Annotated in this window: 12 protein-coding genes; 5 read left to right on the plus strand and 7 right to left on the minus strand. The window is 34.1% G+C overall.

The window, feature by feature from the left end:
• The first annotated feature begins 98 nt into the window (after positions 1–98).
• From OEW74_RS12060 to apaG, 3 genes are all read left to right on the plus strand, one after another.
• Positions 99–2,912, plus strand: a complete 2,814-nt coding sequence (locus OEW74_RS12060) for a 2-oxoglutarate dehydrogenase E1 component (RefSeq protein ID WP_265428728.1) — start codon at positions 99–101, stop codon at positions 2,910–2,912.
• Positions 2,913–3,018: 106 nt separating this feature from the next.
• Complete coding sequence (gene odhB / locus OEW74_RS12065; protein WP_265428729.1) at positions 3,019–4,263, plus strand: 2-oxoglutarate dehydrogenase complex dihydrolipoyllysine-residue succinyltransferase; 1,245 nt, start codon at positions 3,019–3,021, stop codon at positions 4,261–4,263.
• A gap of 82 nt (positions 4,264–4,345) precedes the next feature.
• On the plus strand, positions 4,346–4,732 hold the full coding sequence (gene apaG, locus OEW74_RS12070) for a Co2+/Mg2+ efflux protein ApaG (protein WP_102980216.1): 387 nt from the start codon (positions 4,346–4,348) through the stop codon (positions 4,730–4,732).
• Positions 4,733–4,805: 73 nt separating this feature from the next.
• On the opposite strand, the gene OEW74_RS12075 is transcribed toward apaG, so the two are convergent.
• From OEW74_RS12075 to OEW74_RS12085, 3 genes are all read right to left on the minus strand, one after another.
• Positions 4,806–5,360 carry a 3'-5' exonuclease gene (locus tag OEW74_RS12075; protein ID WP_265428730.1) on the minus strand — a complete coding sequence of 185 codons (555 nt, stop codon included), beginning with the start codon at positions 5,358–5,360 and terminating at the stop codon, positions 4,806–4,808.
• 190 nt (positions 5,361–5,550) lie between these two features.
• Entirely contained in the window at positions 5,551–6,540 is a 990-nt protein-coding gene (locus OEW74_RS12080; RefSeq protein ID WP_265428731.1) for a glycosyltransferase family 2 protein, read from the minus strand.
• Positions 6,541–7,419, minus strand: coding sequence for a lysophospholipid acyltransferase family protein (locus OEW74_RS12085; RefSeq protein ID WP_265428732.1), 879 nt, complete (start codon positions 7,417–7,419; stop codon positions 6,541–6,543).
• Between the two features lie 79 nt (positions 7,420–7,498).
• Between OEW74_RS12085 and OEW74_RS12090 the strand changes: the two genes are divergently transcribed.
• Positions 7,499–8,074 carry a thioredoxin family protein gene (locus OEW74_RS12090; RefSeq protein ID WP_265428733.1) on the plus strand — a complete coding sequence of 192 codons (576 nt, stop codon included), beginning with the start codon at positions 7,499–7,501 and terminating at the stop codon, positions 8,072–8,074.
• 34 nt (positions 8,075–8,108) lie between these two features.
• On the opposite strand, the gene OEW74_RS12095 is transcribed toward OEW74_RS12090, so the two are convergent.
• From OEW74_RS12095 to OEW74_RS12110, 4 genes are all read right to left on the minus strand, one after another.
• Entirely contained in the window at positions 8,109–9,470 is a 1,362-nt protein-coding gene (locus OEW74_RS12095) for an aldehyde dehydrogenase (protein WP_265428734.1), read from the minus strand.
• A 42-nt stretch (positions 9,471–9,512) separates the two neighbouring features.
• Positions 9,513–11,075 carry a hypothetical protein gene (locus OEW74_RS12100; RefSeq protein WP_265428735.1) on the minus strand — a complete coding sequence of 521 codons (1,563 nt, stop codon included), beginning with the start codon at positions 11,073–11,075 and terminating at the stop codon, positions 9,513–9,515.
• Positions 11,076–11,293: 218 nt separating this feature from the next.
• Positions 11,294–12,340, minus strand: coding sequence for an HlyD family secretion protein (locus OEW74_RS12105; protein ID WP_265428736.1), 1,047 nt, complete (start codon positions 12,338–12,340; stop codon positions 11,294–11,296).
• Positions 12,341–12,345: 5 nt separating this feature from the next.
• Positions 12,346–13,683, minus strand: coding sequence for a TolC family protein (locus tag OEW74_RS12110; protein WP_265428737.1), 1,338 nt, complete (start codon positions 13,681–13,683; stop codon positions 12,346–12,348).
• Positions 13,684–13,818: 135 nt separating this feature from the next.
• Here OEW74_RS12110 and OEW74_RS12115 point away from each other — a divergent pair, with 135 nt between their 5' ends.
• Positions 13,819–14,622: a helix-turn-helix domain-containing protein gene (locus tag OEW74_RS12115; protein WP_265428738.1), complete on the plus strand. Its 804-nt coding sequence runs from the start codon at positions 13,819–13,821 to the stop codon at positions 14,620–14,622.
• Positions 14,623–15,099: the final 477 nt, after the last annotated feature.

The raw sequence follows: 15,099 nt of genomic DNA on the forward strand, positions 1-15,099 counted from the left end.
TTTTTTTTAAGGTTTTGAGGCTATCCCAACTCGGTTTTTTTTATTAAATTTGAAGATTAATACGTTAAACAAAATTTAATAATAGATAAACTGTAATAATGGACAGATTTTCATTCCTAAACGCAGCTCATTCTCAGTTAATTGAGGATTTATACCAACAATACTTAAAATTTCCTGACTCTTTAGAACCATCATGGAAAGCCTTTTTTCAAGGCTTTGATTTTGCACTAGAAAACTGTTCTGATGAAGAAAGTGTTCAGTACGTGCAAAATTTGGGGAATTCTTCTCCGGCAGTGCAGCAGATTTCTCAGGCAACATCAAACGGTGAAGTTCCGGAGCATATCAAAAAGGAATTTAAGGTGGTAAACCTTATTGAGGCTTACAGAACGAGAGGTCACTTGTTTACAAAAACCAATCCTGTGCGTGAAAGAAGGCATTATATGCCAACTTTGGATATTGAAAATTTCGGTCTTAGCAGTGCCGATTTGAACACAAAATTCAATGGTGCGGTAGAAATTGGTTTCAAAGAGCCTGCAACTTTAGAGGATATTGTGAAGCGTTTAGAAGCTATCTATTGTGATTCTATTGGTGTTGAATACATGCATATCAACAACGTTGAAGAAAAAGATTTCATTAAAAGATGGCTTCAGGTAAATGAAAACCATCCTGTTCTTTCGGCTAACGAAAAAACTGAAATTTTATTGAAATTAAATCAGGCGGTTGCGTTTGAAAATTATCTTCATACAAAATTTGTTGGGCAAAAAAGATTCTCACTTGAAGGTGGTGAAACTTTAATTCCAGCTTTGGATCAATTAATCTCAAGATCTTCTCAGCTAGGAGTTGATGAGGTTGTTCTGGGTATGGCTCACAGAGGAAGATTAAATGTTTTAACCAATATTTTCGGGAAATCTTACAAACAGATTTTCTCAGAATTTGAAGGAAAAGAATTTGAAGAAGATGTATTCTCAGGTGACGTAAAATATCACTTAGGTTCATCTAAAAAAATAAAAACAGCTTCAGGAGAAGAAGTTGCAATTAATTTAACGCCAAACCCGTCTCACTTAGAGACTGTAGCAGCTTTAGTTGAAGGTATTTGTCGTGCAAAAGTAGACGATAAGTATAAAGATTATTCTAAAGTTTTACCAATCATTATCCACGGTGATGGTGCATTGGCAGGTCAGGGTATTGCTTACGAAGTTGCTCAGATGATGACTTTGGACGGTTACAAAACAGGTGGTACAGTTCATATCGTTGTAAATAACCAGGTTTCATTTACAACCAATTATATGGATGCAAGATCTTCTACCTATTGTACAGATGTTGCTAAAGTAACAGAATCTCCTGTAATGCACGTAAATGCAGATGATGCAGAAGCAGTTGTTCATGCAATCCATTTTGCTGCTGATTTCAGAGCTAAATTTGGTAAAGATGTTTATATTGATTTATTAGGATACAGAAAATATGGTCATAACGAAGGGGATGAACCAAGATTTACACAGCCTAATTTATATAAATCAATTTCTAAGCACCCGAATCCTAGAGAAATTTATAAAGATAAATTACTTAAAGATAACGTTACCTCAAATGATGTTATCGCAAAAATGGAAACAGAATTCAAAGCGCTTTTAGATAAAGACTTTGATGCTTCTAAGGAAATCGAAAAGAATGTGATGGATATTTTCATGGCAGATGACTGGACTAATTTCCCGATTGCAAAAAGAGGAGCTGTACAAGATGCTGTTGATACAAAATATGACTTAGCGAAGTTGAAAGAATTGGCAATTAAAATGTCAACACTTCCTGCTGATAAAAAATTCATCAATAAAATTACAAGACTTTTTGATAACAGGATCAAGGCTATTGATGCAAACTCTTTAGATTGGGCTCTTGGAGAATGGTTAGCTTATGCTACACTTCTTGTAGAAGGTCACAATGTAAGAATTTCTGGTGAAGATGTAGAAAGAGGTACTTTCTCTCACAGACACGCTGTTGTAAAAACTGAAGATACAGAAGAAGAATATGTTCCTTTAAAAGAAGTTTCGGAAAGCAGATTTGATGTTTTCAACTCTCACCTTTCAGAATACGGAGTTTTAGGATTCGATTATGGGTATGCAATGGCATCTCCGAATACTTTAACGATTTGGGAAGCTCAGTTCGGAGATTTCGTCAACGGAGCTCAGATCATTGTTGACCAGTATTTGGCTGCAGCAGAAGAAAAATGGAAGATTCAAGATGGTTTGGTAATGTTATTACCTCACGGTTCAGAAGGACAGGGTGCAGAACACTCTTCAGCAAGATTGGAGAGATTCCTTACGCTTTGTGCTAATGAAAATATGGTCGTGGCGAATATTACTTCTCCTGCCAACTATTTCCACTTATTGAGAAGACAGTTGAAATGGTCATTCAGAAAGCCATTGATCGTAATGAGTCCGAAATCTTTATTAAGACATCCAAAAGTGGTTTCTCCGCTTGAAGATTTCTCAAGCAAAGGATTCCAGCCAATTTTAGATGATCCTACGGCAGACCCAGCAAAAATTGAAAAATTAGTTCTTTGTTCAGGTAAATTATACTTCGAATTATTAGCTAAAAAAGAAGAATTGAATTGTGAAAATGTTGCATTGGTAAGATTCGAGCAGTTGTATCCGCTTCAAACGGATGCTATCGAAGCTATTTTTGCTAAATATGATAATAGAAAATCAATCATTTGGGCTCAGGAAGAACCAGAAAACATGGGAGCTTGGTCTTATATCTTAAGAAATTTCAGAGATACAGGAATTCAGGTAGTTTCTCCGGTACCAAGTGGTGCACCGGCTCCGGGAAGTCACAAAATGTTTGAAAAAAACCAAAATGCTGTGATTAATAGAGTATTCGACAGAGACGATGCTCCGGCTAAAAGACCAGTAACAGCTTAATAAAAAAATAGAAGTTAGAAATCAGAGGTTAGAAATTAGTCTTTCATCTTTTATCTATTTTCTCAAAGTCTTAATAAATATCAATTAAAAAAATAAAAAATACGATATGTCAATTTTAGAAATGAAAGTTCCTTCACCGGGAGAATCAATTACAGAAGTTGAAATTGCAACTTGGCTTGTAAAAGATGGTGATTATGTACAAAAAGATCAACCAATCGCTGAAGTAGATTCAGACAAGGCAACTTTAGAATTACCTGCAGAAGAAAGTGGTATTATCACTTTAAAAGCTGAAGAAGGTGATGTAGTACAAGTAGGTCAGGTTGTTTGTTTAATTGATATGGATGCAGCTAAACCGGAAGGTGCTGCTCCTGCTGCTGAAGCTCCAAAACAGGAAGAAGCTAAAGCTGCTGAATCTGCAAAAGTAGAAGCTCCAAAACCTGCTCCGGCTGCTCCTCAGTCTTATGCTACGGGAACTCCTTCTCCGGCTGCCAAGAAAATTCTTGACGAAAAAGGAATTGATGCTTCTCAGGTTTCAGGTTCTGGAAGAGACGGAAGAATCTCTAAATCTGATGCTGAATTAGCTGCTGTTCCTGCTTTGGGAGGAAGCTCTTTAACAGCTACAGGTGCAAGATCTACTACAACTACTAAACTTTCAGTTCTTAGAAGAAAAATCGCTCAGAGATTAGTTTCTGTAAAGAACGAAACTGCAATGTTGACAACTTTCAACGAAGTTGATATGTCTGAGATTTTCAGATTAAGAAAGCTATATAAAGAAGAATTTGCTCAAAAACACGGAGTAGGACTTGGTTTCATGTCTTTCTTTACAAAAGCGGTTACAAGAGCATTACAAATGTATCCTGACGTAAATGCATCTATCGACGGAGATTTCAAAGTAAATTATGATTTCTGCGATATTTCAATTGCAGTTTCAGGACCTAAAGGATTGATGGTTCCGGTATTGAGAAATGCTGAAAACATGTCTTTCGCAAACGTTGAAGGAAACATCAAAGATTTAGCGATTAAAGTAAGAGACGGTAAAATCACAGTTGACGAAATGACTGGTGGTACGTTCACTATTACAAATGGTGGTACTTTCGGATCTATGCTGTCTACTCCAATTATCAACCCACCTCAATCTGCTATCTTAGGAATGCACAACATTATCCAAAGACCTGTTGCGGTTGACGGACAGGTTGTAATCAGACCAATGATGTATGTTGCAATGTCTTACGATCACAGAATTATCGACGGTAAAGAGTCTGTAGGATTCCTTGTTGCGGTAAAAGAAGGTATCGATAATCCTGTAGAAATTCTATTGGGTGGAGACGAAAGAAAAGGCTTAGGATTATAATATTTTTTTGAATAGATATATATCTACAATCTCGCCTTGAAAAAGGCGAGATTTTTGTATTTAATGTTTTAAATTGAATGAAATGTTTTCTAAAATTACTTCTAATATCAAAGTTTCGGTAGACCCTGAATATGATAGTATGAACTCTTATCCTTCAGAAAACCGTTACGTTTTTAAGTATAATATCGTGATCGAAAACGATGGTGATTTCCCGATTAAAGTCCTTAAAAGAAAATGGCTTATTTTCGATGTAGGATTCGGGTTTACAGAAGTTGTAGGTGATGGTGTAATCGGGCTGACTCCGGATGTAGAAATCGGAGATAACTTTGCTTATTTTTCGAATGTGATGTTGCGTTCAGGCGTAGGAAATATGAGCGGAAAATATTTGGTTGAAAACTTATACACCAAAGAGCAGTTTGAAATAGATATTCCTAAATTTAATCTGGTGTCTGAGGTTTTAAGTAATTAAAATTGGTTGATAGTTTAATACTTTTTAGTCTAAATTTTCTTCATCTGTTTCCATCTCTGAAAATCTGTAGAAATTATAAAGCTTTAATTTTCTGCTTCATAAATTCTGAAACCTCATCATTGCTGGTAAGAAACAGTTTTTCAAAGGCTAAAAGCGAAATTCTTGCGCAAGCTTCTGCATCATCTCCGGCTCTGTGATGTTTAAACTGAATATCATGATATTCCGCAAGATGCTTTAAACCATATTTCGGAAGATAATTCCATGATTTTTTTGCCAACTGAATGCTGCAGAGATAATTCAATTTTGGGGTAAACATTCCGTAATAATCAAGACATCCCTTTAAAACTCCTGCATCAAAACTTGCATTGTGAGCAATCATTAAAGTTCCGTACATCATATCCTGTACTTCATACCAGATTTCATCAAATCTTGGCGCATCTTTTACATCACTTGGTAAAATGCCGTGTACATCAATGTTTCTCTGATGAAAATAAGGGTAACTTGGCGGTTTTATCAGCCATGTTTTGGTCTCCACGATTTTAGAATCCTGAACAATACAGATTCCCAATTCACAGGCAGAATGTCTCTCGTGAGTGGCGGTTTCAAAATCTAATGCGCAGAAGTCCATGTTGATGAGTTATTAATTATGAGTTATTAATTATGAATTATGAATTATGAATTATGAATTATGAATTATGAATTATGAATTATGAATTATGAATTTTATCTGTTTACCACACTTTTTTATCAAACTAATTTTCTAACTCTAATCACCGAATTTTATAACAGCAACTCGTAACTCGAATCTCGAAACCAAATTATTTCTTACTTCCTAAAAAGTGCTTAAAAATAAGCCATTTTGATTGATAAAATATGTTTTTCTGATGTTGCTGTCGACGTTTCCATGTTCCTGCAGCTTGAGCATAAAAACCGAAGTGAGCTCTTACAACTGCCCATAAATGCGGGAATCCTTGTTTTAAACCAAAATAAATTCCGGCAATTCCGTCTAAACATAATCTGAAAAAAATCAACCCAACCAATTTTAGAAAAGGCAGATTTTTAAGCATCATTGAAAGATTATTTCTGATGTTTAAATATGTTTTTTGTGCGCTTTGCTTATTTAAAGTTCCGCCACCAACATGATAAATTTTAGATTTTCCGGTATAAAATATTTTCTTTCCTGAATTGATTAATCTCCAGCAAAGATCGATCTCTTCCTGATGCGCAAAAAATCTTTCATCAAAGCCATTCTGCTCCCAAAAATCTTTTGATCTGATAAAAAAACAACATCCTGAAGCCCAGAAAATTTCAGCTTCGTCATTATATTGTCCTTTGTCTTCTTCCACATCGTCAAAAATTCTTCCTCTGCAATAAGGATACCCTAAATTATCGATCAAACCACCTGCAGCTCCGGCAAACTCAAAATAATTTTTATTATTAAAAGATAAAATTTTAGGCTGAATCGCAGAAATTGAAGGATTTTTTTCAAATAAATTTAAAACAGGTTTAATCCAGTTTTCTGTCACTTCTACATCAGAATTCAGAAGGCAGAAATATTCCGCATTTATTTTTTTTAAACCTTCATTATAACCGCCTGCAAAACCGTAATTTTTATCATTAATTACAATTTTTACGGTAGGAAAGTTTTGTTTTAAAAAATCAACAGAATCATCTGTCGAATGATTATCGATAACGTATATTTCAGCTTCTTCAGAAAAACGAATAACGCTCGGAAGAAATTTTTGTAACCAGTTTTTACCGTTCCAGTTTAAGATTGCTACGGCAATATTTTTAGAATTTTCTGTCATTTATTCGCCATCATAAGTTTTTATAGAATCCTGATATTTCCATTTTCTGTGTGACCAAAGATAGTTGTCCGGGTTTTTTCTGATGGTATTTTCAAGCAACTGATGAAATTTTCTTACCACTTCATTCTTTACAAACTTTTCTCCATCCGGATAAATTCTGTGATAATTAACCTGATAAAAACCTCTTTTTACCTTCTTCATTTCACAGTAAATAAAAATCAGATCCATTCTTGTTGCTAATTTATCATAACCGATAAAAGCAGGAGTTCGCTGATTTAAAAATTTTAAACCATAATTGACATGAGCAACATGCGGAGTTTGATCTGCCACAAACATATAAATAGATTCCCCGTCGTTTTGGTTCCTGAAAATATTTAAAATCACTTCATTGGCTTCCAGAGCTTCATTTCCGAATTTATTACGAACTTTCTTCATCTGATCTTCCCAAAAGCTGCTGTTTACTTTTCTGTAAACGGGATGCGAATTTTTTTGCGGAGTTAATGTTGCCAAAGCATTCATCCATTCCCAATTGAAAACATGCCCTGCCATCAGGATGATATTTTTACCTTCAGCTTTGGCCTCATGAAATAAATGCTGATTGATATGCTGCATTCTTACCCGAGATTCTGTTTCAGAAATACTGAAAGATTTTACAGTTTCTGCCAAATAATCTGAGAAATTTAAATAGAATTTCTTTCTGATTTCTTTTATTTCCTGATCTGTTTTTTCAGGAAAAGAATTTTTTAGATTTTGGGTAATAATTTTCTTTCTGTAGCCTACAAAATAGAAATTTAAAAAGAAGATAATATCCGAAAAAATATATAATATTTTTAGCGGCATTTTAGAGATCAGGAAAAGTATTTTTATCAGAAAATTCATAAAGTATGCAAATTTAGTGATAAAAAAAATATGGTTTCATTTTTGCTGTTAATAACTGTTATTTTTTTATTTTTATAGTATGAAAAAAATGTCGTTAATAGCTCTTTTGGCTTTAAGCACATTCGCTTGGGCTCAAAAGATTGATCAACCAACAAAAGTTAAAAATTCAAACGATAAAGCTTTGTTGGTAAAAAGTGATGCAGCAGAATTGGAAGCGAAGAAAAAAGCTGCGGCAGAAGAAAAAGCTAAACTGCCAAAACCTTATGATTCTAAAGCAGATGCACAGGCAGATATCAACAAGCTTATTGCTCAGGCTAAGAAAGAAGGAAAAAATATTATGATTCAGGCGGGAGGAAACTGGTGTATCTGGTGTTTGAGATTCAACCAGTATGTACAGACAACTCCGGAATTGAAGAAAATAGTAGATAAAAATTATCTTTATTATCATTTAAATTACTCTCCGGATAATAAAAATGAAAAAGTTTTTAGTCAGTATGGAAATCCGGGAGAGAAATTTGGTTATCCGGTTTTTATTGTTTTAGATAAAGATGGAAAGATGATTCATGTGCAACAAAGTGATGTTTTGGAAGAAGGAAAAGGCTATAGTTTAGAAAAAACAAAAGCATTTTTCAATCAGTGGGCTCCGAAATCATAAAAAAGTAAAACCGAGAAATTCTCTCGGTTTTTATTTACATCAATCTTTTGATCCAGCTTAGCTTTTTCTCAGAATAAGGCGGATATTTTATGTTGGGTTCGCCCCATGTTGCTCTTTCTAAAACGGCTTTTTGATGTGAAAAGGTTTCAAAGCCAAATTTTCCATGATAGTTTCCTATTCCGGAATTTCCAACACCACCAAACGGAAGGTTTTCATTTCCTAAATGCATAATCACATCATTGATACAACCTCCGCCAAAAGAAAGTTTATTCTTGAAATTTTCTTTTTCTTCAGAATTATCGGTGAATAAATATGCTGCTAAAGGTTTTTCAAGTTCTACAATTTCATTTAACATCAAATTAAAACTAGTAAAAGAAATTACAGGTAAAATAGGACCGAAAATTTCTTCCTGCATTACTTCATCTTTCCAATTAATGTTTGTTAAAATTGTAGGTTCTATATATCGTTTTTCTTTATCAGAATTTCCGCCAAAATAAATTTTATCGTGATCAATGAGCTTTATTAATCGCTGAAAATTCTTTTGATTAATGATTTTTGTATAATGTTCAGATTGAGGTTCATATTTAAATTGCTGAATGTTTTTTCTCAGCATTTCTAAAAACTGTTCCTGTATAGATTCTTCGACCAATAAATAATCCGGAGCGACACAGGTTTGTCCGGCATTTAAAAATTTTCCCCAAACAATTCTTTTGGCAGCGACTTCAAGATTGGCATCTTTTGTAATGATCGCAGGAGATTTTCCTCCCAATTCCAGAACAACGGGAGTTAAATTTTCTGCAGCAGCTTTGTAAACGATATTCCCGATTTTTGTACTTCCTGTGAAGAATATTTTATCGAATTTGAGCTTTAAAAGTTCTGTGGTTTCATCAACTCCGCCTTCGTAGACGTATAAATATTCCGGTGGAAAATTTTCATTGATAATTTTTACCATCACTTTCATTGTATTTTCGGCAATTTCACTGGGTTTTAAAATACAGCAGTTTCCGGCTGCTAAAGCTGCAACAATGGGTGATAATGAAAGCTGATAAGGATAATTCCAAGCTCCAATAACCAAAATATTTCCTAAAGGTTCGTTGTGAATTCTGCTTTTTCCAAATTGATTAGCAAGATTCGTTCTTACTTTTTTAGGTTTTGAAAGTGATTTTAAATTCTTCAGATAATATTTAATATCATTTAAAATAAAGGAAATTTCCGTGGTAAACGTATCAAATTTTGATTTTCCAAAATCTTTGTAAATCGCTTCATATAAAAGGTTTTCGTTTTCTAAAATCAAATCCCGAAGTTTTTCAAGATACATTTTTCTGAACCTTAAATTTTTCGTTTGCTGTGTTTTGAAAAACGCTTTCTGTTGTGATACAATTTCCTGAATTTTCATAAATCAAATTTCAGAAAACATATCAAATCTTTTGCCTAAATTTTACATAATATTTCTCACCACAATTTTTACAGGATGATACAGCAAAACGACAAATGCAGTAATTAACGCTAACCAAAATAATCCTGTGAAAATTTCCATATTTGAAAGCAAAATTGCCTGTGCATTAATTTTAGCTTTAAAAGCTCCGGCTGTCATGGATATCGACTCATTTACGGGAAGTCTTGCCATATTTGCTCCAAAAATCTGATTCCATTGTGAATAGAAAAGAGGATTGATATCTGTTAACTGAGAGCTTAAAGTATCCGAATGTTTTAACGTTAAAAATAACATCATATTTTGCATCAAAGCATATCCGATTGCTGTTGTCCAAAATCTTGTTGCAGTTCCGACCGCTGTTGCATTAGAAACGTATTTTTCAGACATTCCTGCAATTAAGAAAAAAACAAGTGGTGTAAAAAGCAATCCTTGTCCGACACCTTGTAAAAATAACGGCGGGCAAATCGTTTGAAGGGTAGTATCGGGATAAAAAGTATAAGTAAACCAAGCGCAATCAATTGCTAAAATTAAAAATCCGGCGAAGAAAACCAGTCGTGATGAAGCTCCTTTTGTAATGCAAAGTGCAGAGAGAAAAACTCCGAAAATACTTCCTGCAACATTCCAGTATTGAATTTCAACAATATAATCCCATGGCCATTTCCAGACTGTTGCCATCACAGTGTAAACGTTATTGATGGATGCTCTCAGAATGTAAAAAATAAAAAATAGAACAACTCCAACAATCACATTTTTAGAACTGAAAACCTCAAAATGAAAAAAAGGACGGGGCTGGCTTCTCTGTTTCAGCATAAATAATCCACCAAAGAGTAAGAAAATAAGAAAACAAAGAATGATGATATCAGATTCAAACCACATTAATCTTTTCCCATAAATCAGAGCGTAACCTCCTGCCTGAAGACATCCCCAAAGTAAAAACCAACTTGTAATATCAAGCTGATACAAAGGCTTTTTAGGAAAAAACCTATTTTTATTAAAAATCGCAAAGGCAATAATTAAAACAAAGACATGAAAATAAACCATCATTAAAATCATGTGTTTAAAATCATAATCTTCAATGCTCGATTTCATTAAAGAAGTCGTCAACGTTCCGCCCGTAAGAATAATGGTGTACATAAAAAGATAAGCAATTTCTTTGGCGTGTTTCGTTTTTAGCTCGGCAATAATTAACGGTAAAAAAATAGCTCCTTCCAAAACTCCAAAAATCCCCTCTAAAACTCGAATTACTAAAATTATATGATAATTATTCGTAACAGATAGTGCATAAAGAGTGAGAATTGAGATGGAAGACATCAGCAAAGTGTAATATTTAACACTGAAATACGCCATAAAACGCTGTATCACCAATAAGGTCACAACAAAAGTTCCGTACATTAAAATCATCAAATATTGAATGTCATCCGAATCTGCATCCATAAAGGAAGAGGTAAAGGCACTGTTAGAATGAAAAATAGACAACAACATCAAATGCGGAAACAACGCCAAAATAAGAAGCGGAAGCTTCAGCCATTGTGGTACCCATTTATGATAAACTGTATTGTGATGCATAGTATAATGAAGAATAATCTATTGATTAAGAAAATGCGAAAAGACAAAAAAGCAAGAGGAAAAGTAAAGATAAGAATGGCAAAATTGCGGTTCTGTCTTTTCGCTAAAATATTTTAATTTGAAAATTTGATGATGAGATAATTTGAAAATTTCGAGCAGAATATTTTCTTCTAAAACACTCAAACACTAATGTTTTAAAACATTCCCACCCTCAAACTCTACATCTTTTTCGCGCTCACCAGAACACTCATTCCGGAAAGTAGTTTTTCGTTATTCTGATTGTTCTCAAGAATAATTTTCACCGGAAATCTTTGTTCGATTTTTACGAAATTTCCTGTTGCATTATCGGGTTTTACCAAAGAAAATTGCGAACCTGAAGCTGGGGAAACAGAAACTATTTTTCCTTTAAATTCAGCATTCGGATAAGCATCTGCAGTGATGATAACTTCTTTATTCTGGTCGATTTCTCCTAACTGCGTTTCTTTGTAATTGGCAATGATCCATTTTTCTTTGCTTACGATTTGAACTAAAGCCTGACCTTCTTTAATCAATTGACCTTCCTGAATGGTTTTCTTACCGACCCAACCGTCGTAAGGCGCTGTAACCACCGTGTAAGAAAGGAAAAGTTTGGCATTATTAAGATTGGCAGAACTTTGCTGAATCTGGCTTTTTACCGGAGCAACTTTAGTTTCTTGTTCATTTACATTGGCTCTCACTGCATTTTTCTGCTGCTCTAAAGCTAAAAGATTGGCTTTTGCCTGCTCATAAGAAGCTTTAGCATTTTCAAATTGCTGTTCTGTGGCGGCATCTTCAGAAACCAAGTTTTTATATCTTTTAAAATCCTGTTCGGTTCTCCAGATGTCTATTTTGACGGAAGCTATTTTGGCATCAATGATTTTAGTGTCGCTGGCTTTTGTGTTTACTCCGCTTTCGATGGTGTTAATGTTCTCAGAGTTTGCATTAAGGTTGGCTTCAGCCATTTTTACCTGATTGACAAATTCGCGATTGTCGATAATAATTAAAGTATCTCCTTTGTGAACGAATTGATTTTCGTTAAACTTTATAGTTTGAATAAACCCCGAAACTTTGCTTGAAACTGGCGTTATATATTGTTCGATTTGCGCATCGTTGGTCGTCACGTTTTTTCTTGAAAAAAGATAGAAGCTTAACATTCCGGTAATTCCGGTGATGATGAGGATCCAGGCTAATAAAGTAATTGTTTTGTTGATCCTTTTTTCCTTTCGTGTTAATTGCTTTTGTGCCATAGTTTTTATAGGTTTCCAATAGTGTATTGGAGTTGGTAATATTTTAGTTGACGATTTATTTTTATTGAAATTAAATTAGATTGAGCTTCCAAATAAGCGTTGTCTGCATCGATTAATTCGGTGATAAGGCTTAATTTGTTGGTGTATTTCTTTCTTACAATTCTGTAGTTTTCCTTAGCCTGATCAATTGCTTCTTGTGCGATGCTCACTTTCTGATCGGTTTCTTCAAACTTTTTGTAAGCTTCATATACGTTATGTCTGATATTTTCTTCATTTTCTTCGATCTGCAATTTGGCAAGACTAATATTTTCCTTTGCTTCCTGCATTTTGTATTTATTTTTATACAGACTTTCGATAGGATAGGTAAGATTGACACCAATCATTCCTAAACGATAGGCATAAGGTTCGGGCGGAAAAAACATCATGTTCGGATATTTCATAAAATATTCTCCACCTGCTGTAATTTTCGGTAAATAATTAGCTTTTGTAATTTTTTTATCTAATTCCTTCAACGAAAGATTTTTGGTTGCCATTTCAACAGTTTCGTTTTTATGCAAAGCAGTTTCCGTTAATTCATCCACGTAAGGAATTTCTACATTTTCTGAAATCAAATCTTCCGTATCAACATGCATTTCCTGATTTTCGGGAAGAGATAGAATGGTTTTTAATTTATGTTCGGCAATTTGTACATTATTATCCAGTTCTGTCCAGCTCATTTTGTGATTGGAAAGCTGTAAAGAAGTTCTCAAGACCTCATTTACCGTTACAACACCGTTTGCTTTTAAAGCTTTTACCTGTTTGATATTGACAGAATCTTCTTTCATTTTATCATTAATTAAACCTTGCTGTTCTTTTAAATGATGGATTTGAAGGAAAGCGGTGATGATTTCCATCGTTAATTGTCTTTTGTCTAAATGCGTTTTTAATGAAGAAATTTCAGTGTCAATGGCTGCTTTTTTTTCAATATTTTTAATTTTTCCACCCATGTAAACCGGAATGGAAGCTGAAAGCGTAAAATCGTACATTCCATTAATGATGTCATACTTTGTCGCTTTTCCAAATACGCCATTTTCATGTTGAAAAAGATTTGAAACCTGATTATAACTTGTATGAAACTCAATGTCTGGCAGTTTTTCCATTTTGAGATCTTTCTCTTTGGTCTCGGACATTTCATTTTTTAAATGACTGATCTGAACCTTTTTATTGTTCTTTAATCCGATCTCAATTGCCTGCTGCAAGCTGAGATGTTGATAATCGATCATCTGTGAATGTAGAAAACTGCTCATTAATAATAAGCACAACGCTATACAGTGATATCTGTGTGCGCCAAATATCATTTTCATAATTTAAATAAAAGTTTTTTGCTGAATTGATTTTGATTCTGCAAATTTACGGGGTGAAGCTTGAGACATGATTTGTGAAAACAGAAAAATATTTGTCCATTTGCGCCAAATTGATTTTTTTATTACCTTTATTTAATGAACGACAGTCATTTTGGAGCCGTTGAAGAATTCGATGCCGAATTTTATATCTATCATGTTCTTGCAGATAATATAAAAACAGAAATTCATAATCACAGTTCTGCTCAATTAGTGTACGCAGAAGGCGGTATTGTACATATCTTTACCGATTTGAAACACTGGTATTTACCGGCAAGATGTTTTATGTGGATCCCGGCTGGAACTCCACATTATATTTTTTCTACAAGCCCGAAAGTTGATCTTTATAACTTTTATTTTAAAAAAGAAGAAAATGAAGATGGCTTTTTTGATGAAATTAATATTTATTCGGTCAGCCATTTACTTAGAGAGATGATTTTATATACAAAAGAATGGGATGGGAAAATCACAAAAAATGACGGTGCAAAATATTATTTTCTTAAAGCCTTAAAAGGGATTTTACCTGAAAAAAGAGATAAAAAATTAGCTTTTCCTGTTCAGCATCCTTTTCCTAATGATGAAACTTTATTAAAGGTTGCCCAATACATTCATGCTAATCTTGAAAAGCCTTTAACCATCGAATCTACCGCAAAAGAATTTGGAATGAGCACAAGAACGCTTTCAAGAAAGTTTAAAGAGATTTTAGGCATGAATTACGTCCGTTTTCTGCGTGCCTTGAGGATTACCCGCTCCCTGGAATTAATGATCGAAGAAAAATATAATATGTACGAGATCGCCATGATGGTGGGATACAACAGTCTTTCTTCTTTCAGCAATATTTTTAAAAAAGTAATCGGAATTCCACCGACGGAATATCAGCAAAAGCTGAGAGGGAATGATTAGGTGGGAGAGTTATGTGTTTGAGAGTTGGAGGGTTATAGAGTTAGAGAGTTTTTGCTGCGAAGTTTTTTGTGTCATTGCGAGAAATTATGTGATGAAGCAATCTTTTTAAAAGAGTTGTTAATAAAGATTTTCGCAAAGTTTGTCATCCTGAAAGGATTTAGGCAATAGTTTTTACAAATCAGTCTCTACAAAAAGAGTTTAGATTCCTAAGGAATGACAAAGTGGATGTAGATTTTAATTTTATATCGAGATTACTTTGTCGTAACGCTTCTTGCAATGCTAAAACCTGTAACGCACGAATTCCCCTCCTTTGGAGGGGTGGCGAAAATTCGAAAGAATTTTTGACGGGGTGGTTTATGAGGTTAAAGGTTACTTCGTCGCAACACTTCTCGTAATTACAAAAGTGGAATGAAAGACAAATTTCCTAGCCCCGATAAAAACGGTTACCCCGCAACAAGGAGTGGGGAAGTTTGAGGG

The sequence above is a fragment of the Chryseobacterium sp. YIM B08800 genome, from assembly GCF_026163565.1.
In the GTDB taxonomy this organism is placed as follows: Bacteria; Bacteroidota; Bacteroidia; order Flavobacteriales; family Weeksellaceae; genus Chryseobacterium.